Source organism: bacterium (assembly GCA_040755755.1).
GTDB lineage: Bacteria > SZUA-182 > SZUA-182 > DTGQ01 > DTGQ01 > DTGQ01.
This window is the reverse complement of record JBFLZW010000033.1, coordinates 198,353-222,039: the sequence shown is the minus strand read 5'-3', so window position 1 is coordinate 222,039 and position 23,687 is coordinate 198,353. Positions and strand designations below refer to the sequence as shown.

Annotated in this window: 20 protein-coding genes and 1 CRISPR repeat array (1 of these 21 cut by a window edge); of the genes, 17 read left to right on the top strand and 3 right to left on the bottom strand. The window is 46.4% G+C overall.

The window, feature by feature from the left end; translation table 11 throughout:
* Positions 1 to 321 precede the first annotated feature (321 nt).
* Positions 322 to 2,058 carry a hypothetical protein gene (locus AB1611_11815; protein ID MEW6380277.1) on the top strand — a complete coding sequence of 579 codons (1,737 nt, stop codon included), beginning with the start codon at positions 322 to 324 and terminating at the stop codon, positions 2,056 to 2,058.
* Between the two features lie 317 nt (positions 2,059 to 2,375).
* Here the strand turns inward: AB1611_11815 and AB1611_11810 are convergent, their stop codons facing one another.
* A complete protein-coding gene (locus tag AB1611_11810) occupies positions 2,376 to 2,828 on the bottom strand; it encodes a hypothetical protein (protein MEW6380276.1) in 453 nt (150 codons plus the stop codon).
* A 660-nt stretch (positions 2,829 to 3,488) separates the two neighbouring features.
* On the opposite strand from AB1611_11810, the gene AB1611_11805 reads away from it, so the two are divergent.
* Both AB1611_11805 and AB1611_11800 read left to right on the top strand, forming a co-directional pair.
* Positions 3,489 to 4,979 (top strand): 4Fe-4S dicluster domain-containing protein, encoded by a 1,491-nt coding sequence (locus AB1611_11805; GenBank protein MEW6380275.1) that lies wholly within the window; start codon positions 3,489 to 3,491, stop codon positions 4,977 to 4,979.
* Positions 4,967 to 5,500 carry a hypothetical protein gene (locus AB1611_11800; GenBank protein ID MEW6380274.1) on the top strand — a complete coding sequence of 178 codons (534 nt, stop codon included), beginning with the start codon at positions 4,967 to 4,969 and terminating at the stop codon, positions 5,498 to 5,500. The genes AB1611_11805 and AB1611_11800 overlap by 13 nt, the downstream gene beginning before the upstream one ends.
* Before the next feature lie 489 nt (positions 5,501 to 5,989).
* Here the strand turns inward: AB1611_11800 and AB1611_11795 are convergent, their stop codons facing one another.
* Both AB1611_11795 and AB1611_11790 read right to left on the bottom strand, forming a co-directional pair.
* Positions 5,990 to 6,964 carry a DUF523 and DUF1722 domain-containing protein gene (locus AB1611_11795; GenBank protein ID MEW6380273.1) on the bottom strand — a complete coding sequence of 325 codons (975 nt, stop codon included), beginning with the start codon at positions 6,962 to 6,964 and terminating at the stop codon, positions 5,990 to 5,992.
* Between the two features lie 119 nt (positions 6,965 to 7,083).
* The gene (locus AB1611_11790; protein ID MEW6380272.1) at positions 7,084 to 7,482 is read right to left on the bottom strand and encodes a desulfoferrodoxin; all 399 of its coding nucleotides are present in this window, start codon (positions 7,480 to 7,482) and stop codon (positions 7,084 to 7,086) included.
* 212 nt (positions 7,483 to 7,694) lie between these two features.
* On the opposite strand from AB1611_11790, the gene AB1611_11785 reads away from it, so the two are divergent.
* The 14 genes from AB1611_11785 to cas2 all read left to right on the top strand — a co-directional run bounded on the left by AB1611_11785 (position 7,695) and on the right by cas2 (position 21,316).
* On the top strand, positions 7,695 to 8,855 hold the full coding sequence (locus AB1611_11785; GenBank protein MEW6380271.1) for a hypothetical protein: 1,161 nt from the start codon (positions 7,695 to 7,697) through the stop codon (positions 8,853 to 8,855).
* A gap of 702 nt (positions 8,856 to 9,557) precedes the next feature.
* On the top strand, positions 9,558 to 10,529 hold the full coding sequence (gene cas6, locus AB1611_11780) for a CRISPR system precrRNA processing endoribonuclease RAMP protein Cas6 (protein MEW6380270.1): 972 nt from the start codon (positions 9,558 to 9,560) through the stop codon (positions 10,527 to 10,529).
* The gene (gene csm6 / locus AB1611_11775; protein MEW6380269.1) at positions 10,526 to 11,707 is read left to right on the top strand and encodes a CRISPR-associated ring nuclease Csm6; all 1,182 of its coding nucleotides are present in this window, start codon (positions 10,526 to 10,528) and stop codon (positions 11,705 to 11,707) included. The genes cas6 and csm6 overlap by 4 nt, the downstream gene beginning before the upstream one ends.
* Entirely contained in the window at positions 11,707 to 11,937 is a 231-nt protein-coding gene (locus AB1611_11770; GenBank protein MEW6380268.1) for a hypothetical protein, read from the top strand. The genes csm6 and AB1611_11770 overlap by 1 nt, the downstream gene beginning before the upstream one ends.
* A gap of 49 nt (positions 11,938 to 11,986) precedes the next feature.
* Entirely contained in the window at positions 11,987 to 14,518 is a 2,532-nt protein-coding gene (cas10, locus tag AB1611_11765) for a type III-A CRISPR-associated protein Cas10/Csm1 (GenBank protein ID MEW6380267.1), read from the top strand.
* Positions 14,515 to 14,973, top strand: coding sequence for a type III-A CRISPR-associated protein Csm2 (gene csm2 / locus AB1611_11760; GenBank protein MEW6380266.1), 459 nt, complete (start codon positions 14,515 to 14,517; stop codon positions 14,971 to 14,973). The genes cas10 and csm2 overlap by 4 nt, the downstream gene beginning before the upstream one ends.
* Before the next feature lie 22 nt (positions 14,974 to 14,995).
* Positions 14,996 to 15,841, top strand: a complete 846-nt coding sequence (gene csm3 / locus AB1611_11755) for a type III-A CRISPR-associated RAMP protein Csm3 (GenBank protein ID MEW6380265.1) — start codon at positions 14,996 to 14,998, stop codon at positions 15,839 to 15,841.
* The gene (gene csm4, locus AB1611_11750) at positions 15,838 to 16,875 is read left to right on the top strand and encodes a type III-A CRISPR-associated RAMP protein Csm4 (protein ID MEW6380264.1); all 1,038 of its coding nucleotides are present in this window, start codon (positions 15,838 to 15,840) and stop codon (positions 16,873 to 16,875) included. Before csm3 ends, csm4 begins: the two co-directional genes overlap by 4 nt.
* Positions 16,872 to 18,155 carry a type III-A CRISPR-associated RAMP protein Csm5 gene (csm5, locus tag AB1611_11745; GenBank protein ID MEW6380263.1) on the top strand — a complete coding sequence of 428 codons (1,284 nt, stop codon included), beginning with the start codon at positions 16,872 to 16,874 and terminating at the stop codon, positions 18,153 to 18,155. The genes csm4 and csm5 overlap by 4 nt, the downstream gene beginning before the upstream one ends.
* Before the next feature lie 16 nt (positions 18,156 to 18,171).
* On the top strand, positions 18,172 to 19,335 hold the full coding sequence (locus tag AB1611_11740; GenBank protein MEW6380262.1) for a DUF1887 family CARF protein: 1,164 nt from the start codon (positions 18,172 to 18,174) through the stop codon (positions 19,333 to 19,335).
* On the top strand, positions 19,332 to 19,571 hold the full coding sequence (locus AB1611_11735; protein ID MEW6380261.1) for a CRISPR-associated protein Csx3: 240 nt from the start codon (positions 19,332 to 19,334) through the stop codon (positions 19,569 to 19,571). The genes AB1611_11740 and AB1611_11735 overlap by 4 nt, the downstream gene beginning before the upstream one ends.
* Before the next feature lie 76 nt (positions 19,572 to 19,647).
* A complete protein-coding gene (locus AB1611_11730) occupies positions 19,648 to 19,833 on the top strand; it encodes a hypothetical protein (GenBank protein ID MEW6380260.1) in 186 nt (61 codons plus the stop codon).
* A gap of 70 nt (positions 19,834 to 19,903) precedes the next feature.
* Positions 19,904 to 20,989 carry a CRISPR-associated endonuclease Cas1 gene (gene cas1, locus AB1611_11725; protein ID MEW6380259.1) on the top strand — a complete coding sequence of 362 codons (1,086 nt, stop codon included), beginning with the start codon at positions 19,904 to 19,906 and terminating at the stop codon, positions 20,987 to 20,989.
* Between the two features lie 39 nt (positions 20,990 to 21,028).
* Entirely contained in the window at positions 21,029 to 21,316 is a 288-nt protein-coding gene (gene cas2, locus AB1611_11720) for a CRISPR-associated endonuclease Cas2 (protein MEW6380258.1), read from the top strand.
* A gap of 381 nt (positions 21,317 to 21,697) precedes the next feature.
* Positions 21,698 to 23,687: a CRISPR direct-repeat array (repeat unit 37 nt; unit sequence GTGTGAACCGATATGACCCGGTTGAGGGGATTGCGAC); it runs 1,259 nt beyond the window's last position.

Here is a 23,687-nt window from a genome sequence, read left to right as displayed (position 1 = left end):
AAAAGCAAGTGGCCAGTTGTTATAGCGGTTCCTTAATTGCTCATCCTCCAAAAAACAAAGATAAAGGACACCACAGAGACACAGAGGGGCAAACCTTTGTGGTTAATTTTTGTAGCTTGGCCAGGTAAAAACCGCTATAGTAGCAGAATTCGCCGATCCCTTCTCATTTTCCTCGCATTTTTTCTGGCCTGGCTTGCTCTCTTTTTTCCCCCACCTCTCAGCCTCGCCATTCCCCCCGTCACTATTGTTAAGCAATCTCTTCCCTCCGGCATCCTTGAAGCACGAAGAAAGGAAAAAGACCGGACCCCGGAACTGCCTACCATGCAGGCCCCGATTTTACAGGAAAAGCACAGGATCATTTCTGCGATTGAATTTCCCGACCGCCAGGGCCTGGCCAGGGCCAGGAAGACCGTGGGGCGGAATCTGGCGGAATTGGGGTTGATAAAGACGCTGTCCAGGGTCATGCGGGAGTTTCCTGAATTTCCCTATCAGCACAACGGCCGGGCGAACAAGGCATTGATCGAGGAGATCGGATTTCCGGTAAGGCTGCTCAACTGCTACTCGATCGATGCCCCCCAGATAGCCGGTCTTGACCAGATCGTGGCTGCTCTCAGCAGGCAGGCTTGTACACAAGCCCCTGAGCGGTCATCGGCTTCCGGCCAGCCGAAGTGGAAATTCGAATATACACCCACCCAGCATGGTTTCAGACTGCTGCCGGAAAACGGGGTCTGCCGGATCGAGGCCATGCGGATGCAGCTCTATCCTCTGGACTATGTCAAGGGACCGGGAGATGGCTGCATCGTTGATATTGCCCGGCAACTGCTTCTTGCCACCTCCCGCGAGAAGTTCCTGATCTCTGTCTCCCCCGCTGAGCTTATTCCGCTGACCGGCCTGATTCAGGCATGGAATGTGCCTGCTCCGGAGCGGGTAGTGCTGCTTGAGGATGAGAGCGTATCTTCCCAATGGGCCCAGGATAACTGCAAGACAGGTGCTGTGTACGATCGGTGGGGGAGATTTCAGGAATATGTTACCCTGGTGCCCAGGTTTGCCTGTGTTGGTGAGGATTACAGCGAATACCGGCCTGCGGAATCCTTCATCTTCGATCAGGTCCAGCGGGCAGGATGGCGGGTTGTTCAATCTCCGCTGCTGTTTCAGGGAGGAAACATTCTGCCGGTGAAACATCCCAAAACCGGAGAATTGACCGTATTCGTCGGACAGGCCGAGGTAATCCGCAATACCAGGCTTGGCCTGAAAAAAGAGGAAGTGCTGGAGGCTTTCCGCCGGGAATGGGGGGCTGACCGGATCGAAGTCCTGCCCCCCCTTTCCTTTCATATTGATCTTGAAGTCTCTTTCCGCTGGCACAAGGGAAGGATGATCGCCTTTACCAATGATTCCCTGGCTGCTGCCCGGATGATCGTCCGGTGCGGGATCAAGGGGCTGCTTTCCTGTTCCATCCTCACTGAATCAGAGGCTGATGAATTGACCTGGTGGCTGGACCATTCGGAGCATCAGGATCAACTGCTGCAAATTCTCTGGTCCAGAGTGAACGAGTTTCGCGATGAAAAGGGACAATTTATCTCTGATAAGGCTGAATTTTTTGCAGTTTCGGGCGAGGAGTCCGGAAGGGTCAACCTGTCTCGCTTTCTCCTGGGACTGGATCTCTTGAGTGCAGCCCACAAACAGAGAGAAAAGTTCTGGGCCAGTCTGGCTGACCAGGACGCCCGCAGGGATTTATTCGAATACTACCGGCTTCTCCTTGAGCGTGAAGAGCAACGGGCTCAACTGAAAAAGCGGCTCCTCTCTCTGGGAATCGAAGTCATCTCTCTCCCCAGTACCAGTGACGATGATGTAAGCCTGAATTATATCAATATGATTCAAGATCTAACCACCGTCTATTTACCAGCCTTCGGCGGTATGTTTCAGGATATCGATCAAAAGGTTGTCGGCACCCTTCAAGGCTTTCTCGGAAGCATGGTACGGATCCATCAGATCCGTAATTCCGCAACGCAATCCCAGTGCGGAGGGATTCATTGCTCGGTGTCGGTGTATGGTCGATAGGGGATGTCCGGCGATAGGTTGACCGGAAGTGCATCCTGGTCAGCCGTTTTTTGACGATAGGCTCAAAATCCTGGTCAGGAGGAGAGAAGAAATAGGGTCTTGCGCGGGCACCTTCCCGCACCTGCTGCGCCGCCGATACACCCTGAGGGGAGCTGCCGAAAATGAAGACAGCAGTTGCCATCAACAGAAGAGTTTTTTTATTCCTGGCCATGTTCAGTCCCATTCAGTTCAAGGCACCCTGCCTCCCTTGTGCAGGTACAAAGATAATAAGATTGTAATGGGCAAGGCCATGTTTGTCAATGAAGATTAAGAAGCGCTTAATTCCTTCTTGCCCACTCAGGGTTTGGGCTCAGGCCTCTCTTTTTGAATTTTCCGCCCGGCTTGAATACTGAAAGTAAAACCATAAAGGTCAGGACGATAGCCTGGCAGTTACCCAGGACGATAAACATAATGCGGTAATGAGCATAGCTAGAACCCTGGTGAAGCGGCAGAGAGTGCACGTTAGAGATGGCGATCAGTCTGTTCAGCCACGGTAAAAGCCAAAAGGAGCCGGAAATGGTGAGAGCAAAAGTAGCAATCCATTTTGCCGTGACCCAGTGGTACTTGAAAAATCCCCAGTCGGTTTTCAATGAAATCAGAAAACCTGTCATGACTGTACCTATTACCGAGGGTAGTATGAGAAAGTCATCAAGGAACTTGATAGCCAGATTAAGTACGTAGGTTTTCTCTCCACTCGGAGGGCTGCCATTGAGAAGCATGATGAGGTTCATGGATATTGCTGCTCCAAGCCATACTGAGCTGAATAATACGTGGAAAGTAAAAAGCCATCGTCTGCTCCGAATGCCAAGTTTTTTCACAGGCCTTCTCTTCCTGATATCACTTTTTTGAACAAAATTGCCTATTTGCTGTTTAACTTCCCCGCTTAATTGCCCAGCATTCATTTTACCTTCTTTGCTCCTTTGTGCCTGAGTAGTTACCAAAATTCCATACTATGGGAAAGTTATTAAAACGATCGTCTTAAGGGAGAAAGCAAAAACTGTACCAAATAGCCATAGTGGAGAATAAAACCTGGATCATTAACTTGGACGGATTAGAGGCTGCAAACTGGTTGTTTCCAACAATTCTTATGATGGCGTTACCCAGATGAAACGCATAACATTTACCCATCTTAAACATGAAATAATGACAGAGGCTTTATAAAGATCATAACTAGTTCTTTATTTTTAATAATTAATTACGACAACCTTTTGGCATGGTTTTTGCTCTTTTTTTGGCAATCTTAATAACTTCCTGAGTAGTGATAAAAAACAGGTGGTAACTCATGTAACAGGGGTTTTAAAATCCAAAGATGTCCTGCCGGAAGACTATACAACTAAATCTCTCACAGACAAGTCAAATATCATAAACATACTCTGAGGTGACATCAGAAGATGACAGATTCTCAAACGATAGTAGTGTGTGATATCGAACAATGTCTTAACTGCGGTAATTGTATCTCTGCCTGCAAAAGAAGGCATAACGATGTTTCCCGCTTCGCTCGAGAGCGATCTGCTATTATCGGAAGTAATCTCATCCCTAACCTGTGTAAAATTTGCAGGAATCCAAAATGCGTTGAAGTCTGCCGCCGACATGGAATCGAAAAGGATGATGAAGGGCACATTGTCATAACGGATAACTGCATAGGTTGCGGATTATGCATGAGGGCCTGCCCATACGGTGCCATTCATTTTTCCTCAAAGCAGGAGCGTAAATCGTCTCTTATCGATGATTTATTTCCATTTATAAAGCTGAAAAAAGCCAACGAGGCCGGTGAAAATGAAAAAGACAACTCAACCGGAAAAAAACGCCAGACCGGGATTGCGGTAAAATGCGATGGCTGTGCAGGCTATAGCAACAGGGCTTGCGTTAACAATTGCCCGGCAGGCGCTCTCAAGGTCATGACTATCGAGGGTTTTATCTCAAAGAACAGGGGATCTATCGGCATCGAGTTAAGAGAGCTTTTAAAGCACTCATTTGAAGGGGGCGAAAGCGCTGGGAAAATGGCAGAGGATGGAGTTTTTCCTCAGGCTGCACATCAGGATAAGAAGCCGATTTTCCGAATCATATGGATTTCTCTCGTTATCCTCGTTGTAGTTTATCTTGGTATTCTTTATCTGCCACACCTGTTTACTCCCCATCGTGACAGAATTACTTCTGCTGCATACTCAAGCCTTAAACCTTCGGGAAGGGTAGGTCATACCCTCGGCGTTGTGGGGACCATATTCATGGTTTTTTCCTATATCCTCTTTGCTGTGAGAAAAAAGATTAAGAGTTTCGAATCTCTGGGCCCCCTTTCATCGTGGCTGGAAATACACATATTTTTCGGTATTCTGGGGTCTGTCCTCGTCATGTTTCATTCTTCTTTCGCTCTCAGGGATAGTGCGACTTTCTGGGTTATGCTTCTGGTGGTAATTTCGGGATTTTTCGGCAAGGTGCTCTTCAGTTATTGCTTCTGGGGTATATCCACTATATATCAGTACCTGCATGAAATCGATCGTCTCATAGAAAAAGATCTGCGGAATGCCAACAATATTTCACCGATTATCAAAAGAATAATGGACTTGAAATCACCTGGTTTCCCCAGCACCGCAGGACTGGTAGCGACTTTCCGGCAGTGGAGATTTATCAAAAAAGAGACTGGCTGCCTGGTCGATCTCGTAAACGAAAAATACGACAGTGACCAGCAGGGGGAGTTGTGCAACTGCGCGGACCAGCTTATCAAGAGGCTGAGGGAAATCCGTTCCACCGCCTTTTTGAATTTATGCCTTTCCATATTGAATAAATGGAAGCTCGTTCATGAGTTTTCCAGTTACCTGCTTTTTATCATTGTTCTGGCTCATATTCTGGTTACGTCGTACTGGGGGTACAAATGGATCTTATAATAAAAGGAGCTGTTTCCCTTATTTTCACGATAGCGAGTGTTGCTCTGATCTTTTACGGAGGGTTTCGCATTAACTGGTCAAAAATGCTGTCACCAGGCCCGCTCTCATACGCTCATGAAAAGCTTGATAAAAAGGGTGAGTGCAATGCCTGTCATACGAAAGGAAAAAAACTGGATACTGATAAATGCCTGAATTGCCACCAGGACATCAAGTCCATGATTCAAAGAAAATCCGGTTTACATGCCAGGGTTACTACAGAATGCGCCCGTTGCCATTCGGAACATCACAGTAGATTATTCAATATGATACACTTTGATGAGAAATCATTCGACCATTCTATGGTTGGTTCGCCCCTTGGAGGGAAACATCTTCTCCTCAGGTGCGAAGTCTGTCACACAGAAGGCAGCTATCTGATCAATGAGAATAAGTGCTTTCATTGCCATGAGGATATCCATAAAGGAGGGATGGGAGAGAATTGCCACGAATGCCATAACCAGAACAATTTTAAAGAGGCAGGTTAAGAGGAATGGCACTTACATAAGAATTAGTAATTCTCCCGCAGAGACGCTGAGACGCAGAGGATATCATTGAAAAGTAAAAGTAAAACAAGTTCCTCCTTGTGCCTTTTTACTTTTTGCTTGCTTCCAGGCCGTTGACACATCGATATATCCCGACTTTCATCAGGACCTTGCCGGATTGGTTGTTCTCTGCGTCTCTGCGTCTCTGCGGGAGATCTTTTTTCCCTGTGTGCTTTGTGTTCTCTCTATATTATAAGCTTGGCTTATGTAAGTGCCATTCAGGTTAAGAGGGATACATCAGCCAGAAATCGTGGCGGGCCATATACTCAGGTTGTAATAATGCATCGCTCTTTTCAATCAGCCTGTCAAGAGCGGTGCGGTCCTTATTTCCCAGCATCTCTGCAAAGCGACAAGATAGGATGCAATGATGTCCCGCTCCGCCGCTTTGCACCAAAGTTTGAACAAAATTTTCATTGTGTGGGCTGTAAGCGCCTATACATGGTTTCTCAGCATGAGCTCAATGGGGTAGGGATTCAGATAATACTGATGCTTCAGGTAGGGTTCGTCAAATTTCCTGACGTAATGCTTTAAGAGGACAATGGGTACGATAAGAGGCATGAGACCGTGATGATAGCTCTCAATCACTTCAAGAAGCTCCTGCTTCTCGCCGGATGAGAGTCTCTTTTTGAAATAGCCCATAATATGGTGCAGGACATTGACATTCTTTCTGACAGTGGCTTTCAGTTTCAGGGCGGTCATGAGGATGAGAAAATAATGATCGAAAACTTTTTTGAGGTCATCTGATTCGGCCTGGGCCACAAGTTTTCCAAGCTCATTCAAGTACTTGACACTATGAGACATAATAAGCAACTTATGAGCCGTATGAAAGGAAACCAGCCCCCCGATAGTAACGTTATTCCTGGTAAGGTCTTTCCACCGCTTGAACACAAAGACCCGCTCAATAAAATTCTCCCTCAATTCCGCATCATTCAGTCTGCCTTCGTCCTCGACCGGGATCAGGGGGAACCGGTCCATGAATTGTCTGGCAAAAATACCCGGCCCTTTTGTTACCGGCACTCCGGAACTGCCATAGACGAAAATGTCCCGCATCCCGGAGCTTGGGGAGTTACTCTTGAACACAAATCCGCAAAGATCGAGTTTTTCAAGCTGATCGAGCTTTTTCTTCGACCATTCGAGCATTCGTGCCGTGTGATCGATGCCGCTCCTTACCGTGACCAGACGTGGCGATCGGGGGTCCCCGGAAAGGTGCATCGCCTCCCTGGGAACGGGGAGTCCACACTCGACCTCGGGACAGACAGGAATCCAATTGACAAACTGTCCGACAACATCCTTCAAGTAATGGTTTAACTTATGCCCGCCATCATAGCGGACATTTTCTCCCAGAAGGCAGGTGCTGATGCCTAAGTTGATATGTTCTTTCATTTGATTCTTTAAGTCATGGGTCATAATACAACCAAATTCAATTCTTTCCTTAATATTATACTGTGAATGCTCAAAAGAAGCTATCAGTAGTCAGTAATCAGTTAGGATTTTTCAGTTTTTTTCTGACCACTGACCACTGCTCATCATCTGCTGTTCATGATCATATATCCTCTCCACAGACCATGCTGGCTGCAATACTCTCTGATCCTCTGCGGAGTTGTGCTGGTATCGAACAGAGCGGCGGGGGCATCTCCCGGCCTCAAAAACCGGCGGCAGGCACTTTTTTCATCAATAACTTCAATCCACTCAATGTAATGTCTTGGCTCCATAGGGTGTTCGTTGGTTCCAACCCTGACCATGAGACCCTGACCGGTCCGCTCAAGTACCGGAGTATGGTTTGCCCGCTCATCTTCGTTTCTCCTGTGCTCCAGGCAAAGGTTCATCGGCTGGCTGCAGCAGACAAGCTCACCGGTACCTGCGTGGGTTATTTCCACGATATTTTCACACAGCCCGCACTTGTAGATTTGGAATCTCTCGGTCATCTATTTTCGCTCCTGCAATAAGTTCGGCAACAACAGGAAGCAAATCTTACCTTATCAAAAAGGATTCTCTTTTTACAGGAAAATTCTCATTTAACCCGAATTGTCATACTACAGGCGGAATATCCGGTAAAAAAACATGCACATTTTGATTCCTGAAGCTCAAAGTACGGGGTATTGGCGAAAGGAGCCAAAAAGAGAGAGGGGAGGGCAGGATGAAAAGTCTCGGGGAAATTTGCACGGAGCAGGGAATTAAACGGCGTTCTTTTCTGAAGGCATTCGGACTTTCTTCGGCAGGGCTGGGATTACTCAGCATGGGGGGGCCGCTCCTGGCCAAATGGGGGAAAGCGAGTGGAGAAGAAATATTCGACAGCTCGGCAGTGGATTGGAAAACCGATGAAAATGGCAATAAATATTTCGTTCCCAAAAACATCCGGACAGACCTGGTCAATGATAAAAGAATCGTCATAGCCCGGATCGATGGAATATGGGCTCGATACCCTGTCAGGGAATTCGATGCTGATTTTCACGATTGGTGGCTGGCCGAGAAAATCTGGTATTTTGATCGGCTTATCGCCTTTGTTGAAGGTGAAACCGAGGGGATGAACATTCCGAATGGCGGCCATCATCATCCCATGATTTCAACCTACGGGAAAAAGTTTGGTGGCCGGGGCGACAGTGATTTCCATCTCAACACCACAGCCAAAGGTTTCACCATCGTCCCCAAACCGGAAAACATCCAGCGGGTGAACAATGAGCTTGACAAGGTCTACAAGACAGGAAATATCCCTATGGATGTCTTTAAGATCAAGCGGCAGCTTTATCAGGAAAAAGAGCTCTGGGACAAAACCCGGTTTGCCACCCTTGAGCTGTATACCGGACGGCCCATTAATGCCCAGGACCCCGCCAGACAGCTTGGCTTTACCGAAACCCATACCTTTCAGAATATCATTGCCAATCCGGCAGCCACCCTTACTTATATGTCGCTTTTCAATACGGATGGAACCCAGACATTTTTTGAAGGGCTGCCCTATCTGACGCCTCACTTCGAATTCCGGGGCTTCTGCTGGCTCATCTCCTACTATAACCCTGACAACACACCGTATGAAAAAGCCATTGCCGACTATGTCAATCAGTCGCACAGCAAATTTCATGGCGGAGTCAGCGACATCATCGTCAATATCTTCCTGATTGCCGAAGAGTTCAACAATACACCCGGCTATCAAGCCGGTCTTGGCAAGCGGGCTGTCCCTTTGGCAGAGTATAAGGAATCGAAACTGGAGGCTACAAAACCTCGCCCTCAGCCGCAGCCAAAGAAAAAGTTGACCAGAGAGGAGAGAATCGAGCTTATCAGGAGGCTGCATCTGCCGGTTTAGGGGGAATGGCACTTACATAAGCCAAGCTTATAATATAGAGAGGACACAAAGCACACAGGGAAAAAAGATCTCCCGCAGAAGACGCAGAGAACAACCAATCCGGCAAGGTCCTGATGAAAGTCGGGATATATCGATGTGTCAACGGCCTGGAAGCAAGCAAAAAGTAAAAAGGCACAAGGAGGAACTTGTTTTACTTTTACTTTTCAATGATATCCTCTGCGTCTCAGCGTCTCTGCGGGAGAATTACTAATTCTTATGTAAGTGCCATTCGGTTTAGGGGAAATAGTCCATAGTGAGAGAGTCAGTCTTTGCATCTGGGGGGTTGAACACGCGGCTGTTGGCCTGAAAGAGCCGCTTTTCCACTCCTCTCCCAAGGATTGGATGAAGCCTTGAAATACTTGCCGATTGTTCTCGATTCTGATCAGTCAGCAACCTGTCAGTATGTAATGGTCCAGCCTTGGCTATAAGAATATATTCTCTTCTTGAAACATATTTCTTGCTTGTAAATCAACTTTGTATTAATATTTCTATAATGATGGAATTTTGTCTATTTCCTGCTCTTATAACAGGAGAAACGGGCAATGCAAAGATTTCTCCTTACCTGCACAGGCTCCATATCAGGCGTTAGGCGTTAATTATACTGCAATACAGGATAACAAAATAAGCACCCAGAATACCAGAACATATGGAAAGGGCAATGGAATGCTCTATAGTCGCCTTACCTTTACCAGTGAGTTAAATGCCGAGGCCATTCTCCCTCCATTCAAGGGATCAACTTTCCGCGGGGCCTTTGGTACTGCTTTAAAGCGGGTGGTCTGTGCCCTTGAGAGGCAGGATTGCCAGAGTTGTCTGTTGAACAGCCGTTGTGTATATTCTTTCTTTTTCGAGAAGAAAGAAGGCTGCACAAAAAGTGGCGTGAATCTTCCATCCCCGCCTCACCCCTTTGTCATCGAGCCACCGCTGACTCTCCAGGAGCATTTCAAGCCAGGTGATAGCTTTGACTTCAATCTTCTCCTTTTTGGTCAGGCAAACGATTATCTTCCCTACTGTATCTATGCCTTCGATCAAATGGGACAGATTGGCATTGGAAGATACATAAACGGGAAAAGGGCGGGATTCATTCTCAAGACCGTTTCAGCTCATGGGAAGGTTATCTATTCCAGCCAGGATCAAAGGCTGAGCAGAGATGATTTCACTACCGAGCTCAAGATACCAGAGCCGCAAGGACAGGGGCGGCAAGGACAGCAGGGACAAGAGCCACAGGGAGAGATTAACCGCCTGACCATCCACCTCAAGACGCCGCTGCGATTAAAGCATGAAAACCACCTGAAGGCTGATTTGCCATTCCATATCCTGATCAGGGCTGCTTTACGCAGGATATCATCTCTCTTTGCCTGCTATGGGGAGGGGCAGCCTGCTCTGGACTATACAGGCCTGGTGGCAAGAGCCCAGGACCAGAGCATAAAGATACAGGCGTCTGATCTTCACTGGTTCGATTGGGAGCGTTACTCCAACCGCCAGGAAGTGAAGATGCTCATGGGTGGTATAGTTGGCAGCATCAGCTATACGGGTAATTTAGGAGAATTTTTGCCTTTACTTCGTCTCTGCGAAGAGGTTCATCTTGGCAAGCAGAGCACGTTCGGACTGGGACAGATCGTCGTGGAGGCAGGATGAAGTATATCTTGCTGGCTGTCTGCGGCCTCAGCCCTCAGGTGATTACTGAAGCTCTCTACGCTCTGCATCAGGAGGGACGGCGGGTTGATGCCATTCAAGTTATTACCACCAGAGATGGCAAGGATATGATCAATGCCCATCTTTTATCACCTGCGGATGGCCAATATTATCAATATCTGCGGGATTACGGCAAGGATGCGGGACAAATCGATTTTGGGGCGGATCATGTCCACGTGATCACCGATGAGGATGGGCGGCAGATAGATGACATTATTGATGAGGATGATAATGAGTGTCTTCTCAGGAAGTGTCTCGATCTTACTTTTTCCCTGACCTCGGATCCGGAAACGGCTGTTTTCTTCCTTGTTGCCGGTGGCCGAAAGACCATGAGCTCTTGCCTGACTCTGGCTGCTCAACTTTATGGGAGACCGCAGGACAGAATTTACCATGTCCTGGTATCACCGGGATTTGAAAGCAATCGCGGATTCTTCTATCCCCCGCCAGTGCCTGTGGAGATTGAGTTAAAGGACCAAAAGGGTGAGCCGTATTCAAAGAAAACAAGCTATGCACGGGTTAACCTCATCCACATGCCTTTTGTATCAATTCGTGACAGATTATCTCATGAATGGCTGGGAACGCCTCATGACCCTGCAACCTTGATGCTCTCCCTGGTACGGGAGAAAAAGCCCGCCTTAACCATAAATATCCTTGAGAAGAAACTGACCTTTAAGGGAATGGAACTTGACCTATCACCCTCTCTTTTAACGCTCTATACCTTCTTTGCCATGCAAAAAAGAGACTGCTCGCAGGAGAAACCTTCCTGTCAGTCCTGCCAGGAGTGCTTTTTGACCGTCCAGGATGTTTTTTCGGACCAGAGAAAGATAACCGAACTGTATCTTCGTATAACCGGAAGTGACCTTCCCTTGAAAAACATGGACAAAAGCCTTACTCAAGACGATATCTGCCGTGGCAATATTGACAGTATTGGTGATATCGGCGGCATTGGCAAGCTGGATGCTGAAACTTTCAACCAGTATAAGGCCAAGATCAAGAAAAAGATCAGCCAGAGATTTGGCCTCTACACTTTACCCACCCTTGAGATATCGTCTGTCGGCCGTAAGCCGGATACCAAATACGGCATAGCTCTGGATAAGAGACGGATACGGATATTGGAGTAATGTCAGAGGGTAAACACTGCCATCAGATGTTCCCCATTTTCCTTTTCTCGAGCGGAAAGGTGATCATAACCATCACCCCCACCCTGCCTCTCCCTCAAGGGGGAGAAGTGGAGTGGATGCTTCTCTACAAGATAGGGAACATCTGCACTGCCATGCATGACCTTGGCATCAGCAGTGGCATCGGCAACGTTGCCGGAGATGAAATTTTTAGGGTGAGGTTGTATGATTAAAAGCTGAAAATTCATCATAAATTTTGTTGTAAGGTAATGAGGGGAAAATATGTATTCAAACCAAAAAGAATACCAGGAATACCAGGGCATAGTACTGGCATCACTGCTCCATGACATTGGGAAATTTAAGCAGCGGGTTGAATTAGATGAGGATAAGGGCAAATCCCATACAGAAATAGGTCATGCTTGGCTTGCTTCCCATTATGGGGAGGGGGTGATCGCTGCCGGAGCTCGAGACCACCACGGGAATGAAGCTGAGACTTGGCTGAGCAACGCCAGTCTGATCTTTTATGAAGCGGATAACTGTGCTGCTTCAGAGCGCAAAACAGAATTCGATCCCAAAGGGGATGTAGGAAAGACATGGTATCGGAAAATCCAACTGGCTAATGTCTTCTCTCGAGTTAGGAATCCACATGCGGATGAAATTAGAGACAATGGTTTAGAAAATTCAATACGGCTGAGTTATTACTCTTTGTCCCCTCTCGGGGGTTGGATAGTTCCACAAGCAAATGCGGGGGAAAATTCTTCACAAGCCTATAAGAATCTTTGGGACACCTTTGAGGATGAATTTTTTAAAATCAAGACCATTAATAACCATCTTAATATTGATATTATTCTACATCTTTTAGAAAAGTACACATCCTTTATCCCATCCATCACTCTCAAAGTCTACAGTGGTACTGATGAGGAGACCTACAGGAAGCATCCTGATATATCTCTCTTTGATCACCTTAAAGTAACTGCTGGTGTAGCTGCTTGCCTTTATCATTACTATCGTCATTACCATAGCAAGCAATGGGAGCAGGAAATACTCAGAGAGGAAATTACTGGTGATAATACCTGGAATAAAAATCATCAGCCGTTTCTTTTAATTGGGGGTGATCTATCTGGAGTCCAAAGATTTATCTATACTATTTCCTCTAAAGGGGCACTTAAGATGTTGAAAGGCCGTTCGTTCTTTCTTGAACTTCTTACAGAGCATATAGTAGATAGACTCCTTGAAGATATAGAGCTTACCCGCTGCAACGTGGTTTTTACAGGAGGCGGGCACTTTTACCTCATGGCCCCTAATACCCCAAACGCCAGGAAGTCTATGGAGAATGTCAGGGAAAAAATTAATAATTACCTTTTTGATTCTTTTAACGGATCGCTCCAACAGCATATAGAAGCTGTACCTTTTAGCAAGGTGGACTTCAAGAATGCTTCAGGGATTTGGGGTGAGCTTTCGGCCTGCCTCGAAAATAGCAAGAGGCACAAGTGGAGAAATCGCTTAAATAGTCTCTTTTCATCACCTGCCATGCCTCACGAAAAATGCTTAATGGAAAATTGCCAAATATGTGGACGTGAAGATAAGCCCTTACAGCCGCTGGTGGACGAGATCCTTGATGCTGCGAAAAGTGAGGTTATGGCCTGTGAGCATTGCCGGGACCAGTACCTTTTGGGGCACCTTCTGCAAAGTGCAATCAAAAGAGGATCATACCCCATTATTTATCGGTGGGACAGAGAGCCTGACCGGAAGGATCGATTCGTCAAGATCGGCAACCGCTACTATCAGCCAGCAGCCGGCGTCTTTGGCATCCAGAAGGAGAAAATGGCTGCTCAAGCTTCTGCCGTTTATCATCTGAATGACTGGAACCTTGGACACTATATCCATCCAGGAAGTCGTCCACTTTTGGCAGGCATTTATTTACCCGAGGACAGCAGATTACAGGACCTTAATGGAATGACCCAGTATGGATTTGGAATAGAGCAACTGGCGATCCTTAGAATGGATGTTGATCGTTTGGGCCGGATTTTTTCAACTTCCATTCCTTCGGGGGAGCGGACTATTTCAAGGATGGCCTCACTCTCTCGACAGTTGAGCCTGTTTTTTAAATACCACATCAATGGGCTCTTAGAGCACAATAACCCTGGCTATCCACCGCCCTTCAGGATTGTTGAAAGGCAGGGAGAGAGGAATCTAAGCATTGTTTATTCTGGTGGCGATGATCTTTTTCTCATCGGGCACTGGCTAGATATAACCGAAGCAGCTTTTGAAATCAAAAGAGCATTCCAGCAATTCACTGCTAATCCTTATATAACTCTTTCAGCGGGTATAGCTCTTGGCGATAATCATGTTCCTGTTTATCGCCTGGCAGAGGCAGCAGGCTCGGCAGAAGAATTGGCTAAAGGAAATAGACGAAAATCGATAACTCTTTTCGGTAAGCACACCTTCCAATGGGATGATGCTGAGGCAATGATCAAAGATGAAGAAACAACTACAGGTATTGTAAAAACAATTCTGGGGTTGTGTCTTCCTAAAGATGATCGCCTTTCTCTTCCAGTTGGTTCAGTAACACGTGGTGTGCTGTATAAACTCCTGGCCATTACCCGTGAGCATAAACAGGAGAAAGTGTGGATACTGCCAAAACTAGCCTATGTGTTTGGCCGGTTTAGGCCAAGTCAAGAATTTAATATACCGTGGAAATCTCTACAGGACTATGTTTTTCTTAACAGTGCAAATTGGCAGCTCCATTGGCACTGTCTTGAGATAGCGCTTCTATGGAACCTCATGATGATGAGGAAAGGAGGAGAGATATGAACTACCATCAATCAAGTCAGCAAAAACAATCAAGTCAGCAAAAATCATTGAAAGAATGGGGAACAGAGTATAAGGATGAATTATCGGATCTATCAAAAGTTAAGGCAGAGCGGCTGGTAGAGATTGCTGAAGAAGTCGGGAAATATCTGGGCGGCAAGGATGTCAATGGGATCGATTTAAAAATGAATCAGATCAGGAGGTTCTTAGATGCCGTGCGGAGAATTGAGTCTGAGCTTAAAGGGAAAAAGTTTGAACAGATTCAGGACTCCATAATACTTTTAAGACCCAAGTTGGCCTATGCTGCTGGTAGAGAGGAAAAGGTAAAGCCTCTCATGAATGTCCTTGATCCAGCAATTAAATCTGGAGCGAAGTCTCTCGAAAATTTTAAAACTCTTTTGCGGCTTATTGAGGGAATAATTGCCTATCATACTCTTAATGGCGGTAAAAATAACTAGATGAAAGGAAGTAAAAATGGTGATGGAAGATAAGAATAACCGCAAGCTTCTTGGCAAAATTGAATTAACAGGTACTCTGAAATGTCTAACCGGGCTTCATATTGGTGCAGCCAAGGAAAACATGGAAATAGGGGCTCTGGATTCGCCGGTCGTGAGGGATCCGGTTACGCTTGAGCCTTTTATCCCAGGATCATCAATGAAAGGAAAATTAAGGTCACTTCTGGAAAAGGCTTATCCTGACTTACTACCGAATCGTGATGGCGGAAGTTATATCAGTCGGCATGAATGTAATGATTGGGAAAAAGGAGAAAACAATAATAAAAATTATTCCCGAAATTTTACCTATCCTGGCGCTGTAAGTTGTCCAGTTTGCAGGCTTTTTGGCGCTACTGGCCCAGGGGAGAAACAGCGTAACTTTCCATCACGTCTTAAAGTTCGTGACTTGAAGCTCAAAAATAGTGAAAAGCTCAAAAATATTGATACAGGGCTGCTTTATACTGAATGGAAATTTGAGAACAGCATAGATCGGATAACCTCTGCTGCCAATCCCCGAAGCCTCGAACGGGTGCCAAAGGGGGCAGAATTTACAGTTTCAATCATTTACGATGTTGAAGATGTATCGTCCCTTAAAGATGACATGGATAATTTAAAGCTGGCTATTCAACTCTTACATGATGATGCTTTAGGTGGTCATGGTTCCCGTGGATATGGACAAGTAAAAATAGATTTCGATACCATTGAAGCAAAAAGGATAAGTCATTATAAGGGAATAGAGGGAAACACTCGTTCTGTGGAAAAGATTGGAGATATAAGCCAGCTTGTTGACTTTTTCCAGAATAAACAGCTCCATGAGGAGACTGCTTCATGAGTATCTACCTCTACCGCCTTACTTTTCATGGCCCAGTTCATTTTGGGAAGACAGGTATCGGCCTTGAAAACACTGAGGATCGCCTATCTTCCGATTCTCTGAGCTCTGCTATCATCAACGCTTTTTCGGTTCTTGGGGAGGCTGATCAGGTAGTTAAAGCTCTCTGTACCGATAAGCCCCCTTTTATTTTAAGTTCCCTTTTCCCTTTCGGACCTATAGGTGAGGCAAAAGAACTCTATTATGCTTTGCCCCGTCCCTTATGTGAACCTCACATAACAGATAACAGAATTCTAAAGAACATGGGCAAGGACATAAAAAGAGTCAGGTACCTTCAGCCACAGGATTTTGGTCGATGGATTGAAGATAAGCCGCTGACAGAGGATGAACTCAGAAAAATCATCGAGAGGAGCCAAAAGTTAGCTAAACCTTGTGATGAGGGAAACAAGAACGGCTGGTGGATACAGGACCTGCGGCCCCGCGCAGCTTTGGATCGGATGAGTCAAAACAGTGCCCTTTGGTTATGTGGTGCACTGTATTTTGCTGATCAGGCAGGGCTTTATGGCCTGGTAAATTTTCACGATGAAAATTGGAAGCCACGTTTATCCACGGCGTTTAGGGTTTTGGGAGATATGGGGCTTGGTGGAGAGCGAACTTATGGCATGGGAAGTTTTTGCTTTTCTGAATTTGAATCACCTGGTCCTGAATGGCAATCGCTTCTGTGCAGCAAAGAAAATAGCAGTAAGAAGGTATTACTCTCTTTGTACCACCCTTTAAAGAAGGAGTTGTCAGATCTTGATCAACAACTTGAGGCATGGGACCTTGTAGAGCGTAAAGGATATATAGTAAGCGGAAGAGATGCGACTACCCTTAAGCGCCAAAGAGTTTGGATGTTTACTGAAGGGAGTGTAGCCAAAGGACCGTTGAAAGGGCTCATGGTTGATGTTACACCAGATAACGCTGTCAGTCTTGGCCTTGTTCATAGAGTCTATCGCTCTGGTTTGGCATTTCTTCTTCCCAGTGGAGGTCTAGTGTGAGTGTAACAAAAATGATTTTAGCGGATAGTATTAAGGAAAGAAAAAGGCTAAGGCTTCAAGTAATTTCCCCTGTTCATATAGGGACAAGAGAAGGGAAGTTAATAGCCTTAGAGTTTGCTGCCTATGGCGGCAAGGTATACATTATAGATGAAAACCAATTTGGCAGTTTTCTTAAAAGGCGCAATCTCATTGATTATTTTGTACATGATGTAAGCAATGGGCGCCTTCAGATGCAAGCATTTCTAAAGAACACGGCAAAAGCAGATCTATCTACGGTTTTGCCTGAGATTTCAAGTCAAATAATTCCCAGTGGTAGCACCGATATGGCCAATATGAATGAATTCCGGCCATGTATCCGTGATGCCAATGGCCAGATATTTCTTCCGGGTACATCCTTGAAAGGAGTATTTCGTACAGCACTTCTTTATAGGATGCTGACCCAAGGTGACAATAAGCAATTGGCAGCATCGATACAGCAGAAGGCGGATTCTGGCCTCGATGGGCGGCTTTCTGATTATCAGAAAAAACACTACTCGTCTAAATGGCTTCAGGAGGATCTGCTCCAAAAATTCCTTTTGCCCAAGGGGAAACCAGGCTCATATGAAGATATCCTGCGATGCTTGACTGTTCGGGATGCATATCCCGAAGGGGAATTGGAGACTCAAGTCATAAAACTGAAATTCCTTTCTAAGGGAGCAAATGGAAAGCATTATTTTAGCCAGCAAAAAGATGGGATTGGACAACCAATAGGCAAGGATTTAGAATTATGGGTTGAAGCTATTACTGCTGGAACCTTTAGCCTTGAGTTAACGTGGGATCATACTCTCTATGCGAAGTTCAAGGACCACACGCCCAATTTGCCACTGAAAGATCTTCAAGACCTTATAAACGCAGTTGATCAGTTTAATAATGCTTTACTGGGCAATGAAGAAGGATTTTTTAGAACTGTCCAACCGATTGTTCCCAAGCACATTACAGCTAAAAATTTTTCACGCTTATCATTCAGTATTTCTCAGGCATCCCAAAGTGCTCAAAGCATCGGTCAATGGTATAAGACCCACAAGGATACGATGTTGCGTGTAGGGTTTGGCTCTGGTCTGCTTTCAACAACAGTAGCTTTGGCTTTCAATGAAGAAACACGAAGGAAGATTAGAAATGCGTGTGGCCATCCAAGAGGGAATGACCCTGCACCAAAATCAAGGAGAGTTTGGCAAAAAACTGATAGTCAGTGGCTGCCAATGGGATGGATGACAATGAAAGCAGAAGAAGAACAAAAATAAATGAGGAGCAATCCAAATGAAAACTATCCTGATTTCTCTGGTAAGTGAGCAGACCGTTCCCAATATTCTGGCCATCCATCATTTCAAGCCTGATGAGCTATTGTTCATTTCAACCAGGGATATGGAGGCCAAAGGTAAAACTTCAGCCATCCTGGATACCATGAGCAGGCTGGGGCTAAAGTACCAGCGTGATATGATTATGGTCCAGGAAGACTCAATCCTTGATTGTCACCGGCAGCTTGAAGAATGGATCAAAGGCAGGGAAGATAGTGAATTTGTGGTCAATCTGACTGGCGGAACAAAGATTATGTCCATCGCGGCCTATGAATTTTTCAAGGATTACAGCAGCAGGATGATCTATGTGCCGATACCAAGGAATGAATTTATCGTGCCATTTCCGAAGAAAAGTCCGGGCAGACCTACGGAATTTGATCTGCGGTTGAGTGTCGTTCAATACCTGGCCGCCTATGGCCTGAAAGTGGTGAATGAGGGGAAATTGGAAACTTACTGTCAGGAGGCCAGAAAGCGGAAAGGCTTATCCGAATTGATAGTACAAAACTATGCTCAGCTTAAAAATCTGCTGCTCTGGTTATGCGGTATGTTGAGGCCTCATCGCAGTGAAAAAATGTTTGAGCTTACCGGCAATTTTACAGCAGAGAATCAGGAGGAAAAAGATTTTTTTTCACGGTTTGGATTTAGTTATTCCGGCGGGATTATTACCAGAAAGTTAGACCGCTCAGATATCAGATACCTGACTGGGGGATGGCTTGAGGAATATTGTTTCAATATCATCTCAGAATGGCTTGGCTGTGGCATTGATGACGTGGCGATCGGGCTTCAGCTCAGAAACAGCCGGGGTAGGGAGAACGAATTCGATGTCATGTTTACCAAAGATAATGCTCTCTACTTTGCAGAGTGCAAATCCCTCGACCAGGACGAGGATGAAGATGCCAGCCAGGCCCTTTACAAGATCGGTGCCTTGCAGAGGGAATTTGGCTTAAGAGTAAAGAGCTTCTTCGTGACTACCTCACCATACATTTTAAAGGATGGAAAGGTAAGAGAAGCTATTCAGGCACGGTCGGAGCAATTTCAGACCTGGCTTGTCTCACCTACTGAGATTGGCCAACTGAAAGAAATAATTGCTCAGAAACTCAATATTCACCAGGGAGAAATAAGTTGATCGAGATCGACCTTTCATCATTCTACACCACTACAGCCAAACTTTCTGAGCTCGATGAGTATCTCAACAAGGCCAGGACGCTGGCTGGTGAGGGAAATGAGATCATGATTACCGGCCAGGCACCGATCTGGCTTTATCTCAAAGTAGCCCATGCCTTACATGGCAAGGCCAGAAAGCTTATTTACCGCTCACCCGCAGCAGGTGAGGTCGTCATTTTTGATCATAGCCCGGATTAACCTGATAACCTGATACTGGCAGCAACTCACATTATGGAAAGTGGTTATTGAGTAAGTTGTAGGCATAGAGAAAGTTATGGTTATTGAGAAAGCTATGGTTTATTCAGATACCATGCCTGTATTGATAAAAGCAGGAGGAAATTCTTTTCACACTCTTCAAAAGCACCTCATGAGAGGCGCTTTGGGCAAAATGGAGGAGTTGGGAGGAGAGAGAAAATCCTCTGGAAAAGCTGCGAGGAGAGATGGGTGTGAATTGATATGATCCGGTTGAGGGGATTGCGACCCATACGCACCATAACCGACTAGTTACAATTAAAAAGGGAAAATTGCACATGGGCATCTTATACCTTATTGAGCAGGGAGCCTGCCTGCGGAAAGCTTCCAGGCGACTGATCGTGGAAAAGGATGGAGTGACCCTGCAGGAAATCCCCAGCTTTCAGATAAGCAGTATTCTGATCTTTGGTTCTATCCAGGTCACTACCCAGGCGATCAGCTATCTGCTGGATAATGGCATAGATATCGGATTCTTCAGCATGAGCGGGCATCTTCGGGGCAGACTGGTAGCTGTGGCATCAAAAAACATTTTCCTGCGCCTGGCCCAGTATGAATGCACCCGCACTCCTGAACGTAAGCTTGAGCTGGCCAAAAGGTTCATCAGGGGCAAGCTCGCTAACCAGAGGACTCTGCTTTTACGATACCAGAGAAATCACCCGGAGGTTGATTTCTCAAAAGAGCTCGATACTCTCAACCAGTTAATCCCCTCCATCAGCCAGAAAAAGACCGTTGAGTCCCTGATGGGTGTGGAAGGAGCAGGCAGCGGAGCATACTTTCGGGGTTACAGCCGGATGGTGAGCGGAGAGTTCTCATTTAAGCAGAGGCGGATGCACCCATCGCCCGACCCGGTCAACGCTCTGCTGAGCCTTGGCTATACCCTGATGACCAATGAGCTGGCCTCCCTGGCCGAAGCTGTCGGGTTTGACCCTTTTATCGGTTTTCTTCATGGATTCCGCTATGGACGCCAATCATTGCCGCTGGACTTGGTCGAAGAGTTCCGGCATCCAGTGGTGGATATGCTCACCCTGAACCTGCTCAATAAAAGGGTCCTCTCCCCAGAGGATTTTGTGCCCCAGGAGAACAAAGGTATGTACCTTACCAGGGAAGGATTAAAGCGATACCTTGCTGCCTATGAGAAACGTATGGCTAAACCCTTTGTTGATAGGGAAGGAGGGGGAAGTGATGGAGATGGAGATAAAGATTGGGAAGGTGAAGGCGAGAGCGGAAAGGAAGCTGCAGAAAGAGGTAGAAGCGGGGGTGGGAGTGGAAGTATTACCTTCCGGGAATATTTCAAGCGGCAAATAGAAAAACTCCAAAGGGCTTTGTTATACAAAGAAGAATATACTCCTTTTACAGTACGGTAACTTGGGGAAGGAGCATGGGAAAACAGGAATGAACCAAAGATGAGCCAGTTTATAGTTGTTTCCTATGATATCGTTGATGACCAGAAAAGAGCCAGGGTAGCCAGGGTCCTCAAGGATTATGGTGCACGAGTGCAGTATAGTGTCTTTGAATGTAAAATTAATGAAAAACAAATAATAGACCTAAAAAATCGCTTGACAAAGGCTATTAATTTGAAAGAAGATAGCATCAGAATTTATTCTGTTTGCCAGGAATGCACCAAGAAAATTACCCTGATCGGCGAATCCACGACTATACAGGAGGATCAGCCGGATTACTTTGTGATCTGAAGGCTTGTAGCAATTCCCAATTAATGGATTCTGCTTGAATAACCCGTTTTGGGCAAAAGGGGGAGTTGGAAAAAAGAAAGGAAAGACAGGGAATGGTTTTGAGGAGGAACTGTAGATAATTACCTGTTATTGCTGCTTTTCTTTGGTTGATAGAAAAGCTTCTGCTTTTGGCGATAATCTCTGAGATGCTGAAAAAGGGGGGAGATTATCGCCAAACATGAAAATGAAGTTATTACCTTGTGATTAAAGGGACAGATCAGATTATTGTAAAATCTTTCACACCAAAATTTGAGGGAAAACATGAAATTTTTAGGGATAAAAAATTCGATTATCGCGAACAGGCATTTTAAGCCACGCCCAGCAAGGAGATCCAGGGGTAGAGTGTGAACCGATATGACCCGGTTGAGGGGATTGCGACGCTCGGTTCGCAGCCTAACACCCTTGGGGTGGATCATTCACCGTGTGAACCGATATGACCCGGTTGAGGGGATTGCGACCATATGTACTCACCCCCACCGCAGGGAACGCATACTCACAGTGTGAACCGATATGACCCGGTTGAGGGGATTGCGACTCTTGTTCAATGGCCTCGACCAATGATGAGGGAGCAATTATGAGGTGTGAACCGATATGACCCGGTTGAGGGGATTGCGACATTGGTTTCCGCGTGGAGAAATGGCCAGGCGGAGATTAACACGTGTGAACCGATATGACCCGGTTGAGGGGATTGCGACTCCCCGTTTCTGCCAGGGTAAAATTGTACGGTTCTTACATTCAGTGTGAACCGATATGACCCGGTTGAGGGGATTGCGACCACCACGCCTGACCATCCCGCAGGATAGCCAGGTCTTCGTAGTGTGAACCGATATGACCCGGTTGAGGGGATTGCGACTCTATGCCGAGCAAATGTTGATTGTCTAACTCTACATCAGTGTGAACCGATATGACCCGGTTGAGGGGATTGCGACTCATGGCTGATCGTCCGTCTTTTTGCGTCATTTCAGCGGTAGGTGTGAACCGATATGACCCGGTTGAGGGGATTGCGACTGATGAACAGTCGTATGTTATCTATCAGGATGAAATGAGTGTGAACCGATATGACCCGGTTGAGGGGATTGCGACAATATTTTTTTGGCCAGGGGAGAGAGCACCAGGTTTGTGTGTGAACCGATATGACCCGGTTGAGGGGATTGCGACCATGCCTTTTTATCAGGGCATAGCTTTGTTGGCACGGAATTAAATCCCAAAGTGTGAACCGATATGACCCGGTTGAGGGGATTGCGACCCATCTGTGGTGCGGATCCACAATCCCTCTCCACTATCGTTGGGTGTGAACCGATATGACCCGGTTGAGGGGATTGCGACTCGGAGATCCCCATTCGGCAATAATTGACGCCGAATTAAGTGTGAACCGATATGACCCGGTTGAGGGGATTGCGACACAGTGTCATAGGCAGTTACAGCAAACACACCGCCTGAGTGTGAACCGATATGACCCGGTTGAGGGGATTGCGACCCATGTTGCGCGTGAAATTTAATAACCGGTATTCCGATGTGTGAACCGATATGACCCGGTTGAGGGGATTGCGACAGAATCTGATGTTCTTCGCCGAAAAGCATAACTACCTCCAAGGCCGGTGTGAACCGATATGACCCGGTTGAGGGGATTGCGACCCCTTGGCTGTGACTTTGCTATTAGCAAAGGCTACAACCTTGGTGTGAACCGATATGACCCGGTTGAGGGGATTGCGACCCAGGAGTCAATGCCGATTACGGGGAGCAACAGATCAGCTTGGGTGTGAACCGATATGACCCGGTTGAGGGGATTGCGACCATTATGAAGATATCCAGGTAAAGAACGCAACAATCGTGTGTGAACCGATATGACCCGGTTGAGGGGATTGCGACCGACCAGTGTTTTTTGTGTAGATAGTACAACGAATATATACGTGTGAACCGATATGACCCGGTTGAGGGGATTGCGACTCATCTTTTGACATAAGCACAAGCATTTGACTTTTCAGATAGTGTGAACCGATATGACCCGGTTGAGGGGATTGCGACTCGTCGCCGAGGAGATCGTAATAATCATCCTTGCTGATAGTGTGAACCGATATGACCCGGTTGAGGGGATTGCGACTATCCTATGGTCTTACTGGCAGGAAGAGCAGGTTCAGGAAGTGTGAACCGATATGACCCGGTTGAGGGGATTGCGACTGTGTTTGCAACCTCGTTTTATATTCAGAGAGGGTTTCTCCCGTGTGAACCGATATGACCCGGTTGAGGGGATTGCGACTTATGAGGATCAGCTACGCAGGCTAAGACTCCCCAAATTTGCTGAGTGTGAACCGATATGACCCGGTTGAGGGGA

What these genes read in the sequence shown, in the direction of transcription:
- AB1611_11815 (MEW6380277.1), top strand. Translation starts at nt 322, where the DNA reads ATGCAGGCCCCGATTTTACAGGAAAAGCACAGGATCATTTCTGCGATT.
- AB1611_11810 (MEW6380276.1), bottom strand. Translation starts at nt 2,828, where the DNA reads ATGAACCTCATCATGCTTCTCAATGGCAGCCCTCCGAGTGGAGAGAAA.
- AB1611_11805 (MEW6380275.1), top strand. Translation starts at nt 3,489, where the DNA reads ATGACAGATTCTCAAACGATAGTAGTGTGTGATATCGAACAATGTCTT.
- AB1611_11800 (MEW6380274.1), top strand. Translation starts at nt 4,967, where the DNA reads ATGGATCTTATAATAAAAGGAGCTGTTTCCCTTATTTTCACGATAGCG.
- AB1611_11795 (MEW6380273.1), bottom strand. Translation starts at nt 6,964, where the DNA reads ATGACCCATGACTTAAAGAATCAAATGAAAGAACATATCAACTTAGGC.
- AB1611_11790 (MEW6380272.1), bottom strand. Translation starts at nt 7,482, where the DNA reads ATGACCGAGAGATTCCAAATCTACAAGTGCGGGCTGTGTGAAAATATC.
- AB1611_11785 (MEW6380271.1), top strand. Translation starts at nt 7,695, where the DNA reads ATGAAAAGTCTCGGGGAAATTTGCACGGAGCAGGGAATTAAACGGCGT.
- cas6 (MEW6380270.1), top strand. Translation starts at nt 9,558, where the DNA reads ATGCTCTATAGTCGCCTTACCTTTACCAGTGAGTTAAATGCCGAGGCC.
- csm6 (MEW6380269.1), top strand. Translation starts at nt 10,526, where the DNA reads ATGAAGTATATCTTGCTGGCTGTCTGCGGCCTCAGCCCTCAGGTGATT.
- AB1611_11770 (MEW6380268.1), top strand. Translation starts at nt 11,707, where the DNA reads ATGTCAGAGGGTAAACACTGCCATCAGATGTTCCCCATTTTCCTTTTC.
- cas10 (MEW6380267.1), top strand. Translation starts at nt 11,987, where the DNA reads ATGTATTCAAACCAAAAAGAATACCAGGAATACCAGGGCATAGTACTG.
- csm2 (MEW6380266.1), top strand. Translation starts at nt 14,515, where the DNA reads ATGAACTACCATCAATCAAGTCAGCAAAAACAATCAAGTCAGCAAAAA.
- csm3 (MEW6380265.1), top strand. Translation starts at nt 14,996, where the DNA reads ATGGAAGATAAGAATAACCGCAAGCTTCTTGGCAAAATTGAATTAACA.
- csm4 (MEW6380264.1), top strand. Translation starts at nt 15,838, where the DNA reads ATGAGTATCTACCTCTACCGCCTTACTTTTCATGGCCCAGTTCATTTT.
- AB1611_11740 (MEW6380262.1), top strand. Translation starts at nt 18,172, where the DNA reads ATGAAAACTATCCTGATTTCTCTGGTAAGTGAGCAGACCGTTCCCAAT.
- AB1611_11730 (MEW6380260.1), top strand. Translation starts at nt 19,648, where the DNA reads ATGGTTATTGAGAAAGCTATGGTTTATTCAGATACCATGCCTGTATTG.
- cas1 (MEW6380259.1), top strand. Translation starts at nt 19,904, where the DNA reads ATGGGCATCTTATACCTTATTGAGCAGGGAGCCTGCCTGCGGAAAGCT.
- cas2 (MEW6380258.1), top strand. Translation starts at nt 21,029, where the DNA reads ATGAGCCAGTTTATAGTTGTTTCCTATGATATCGTTGATGACCAGAAA.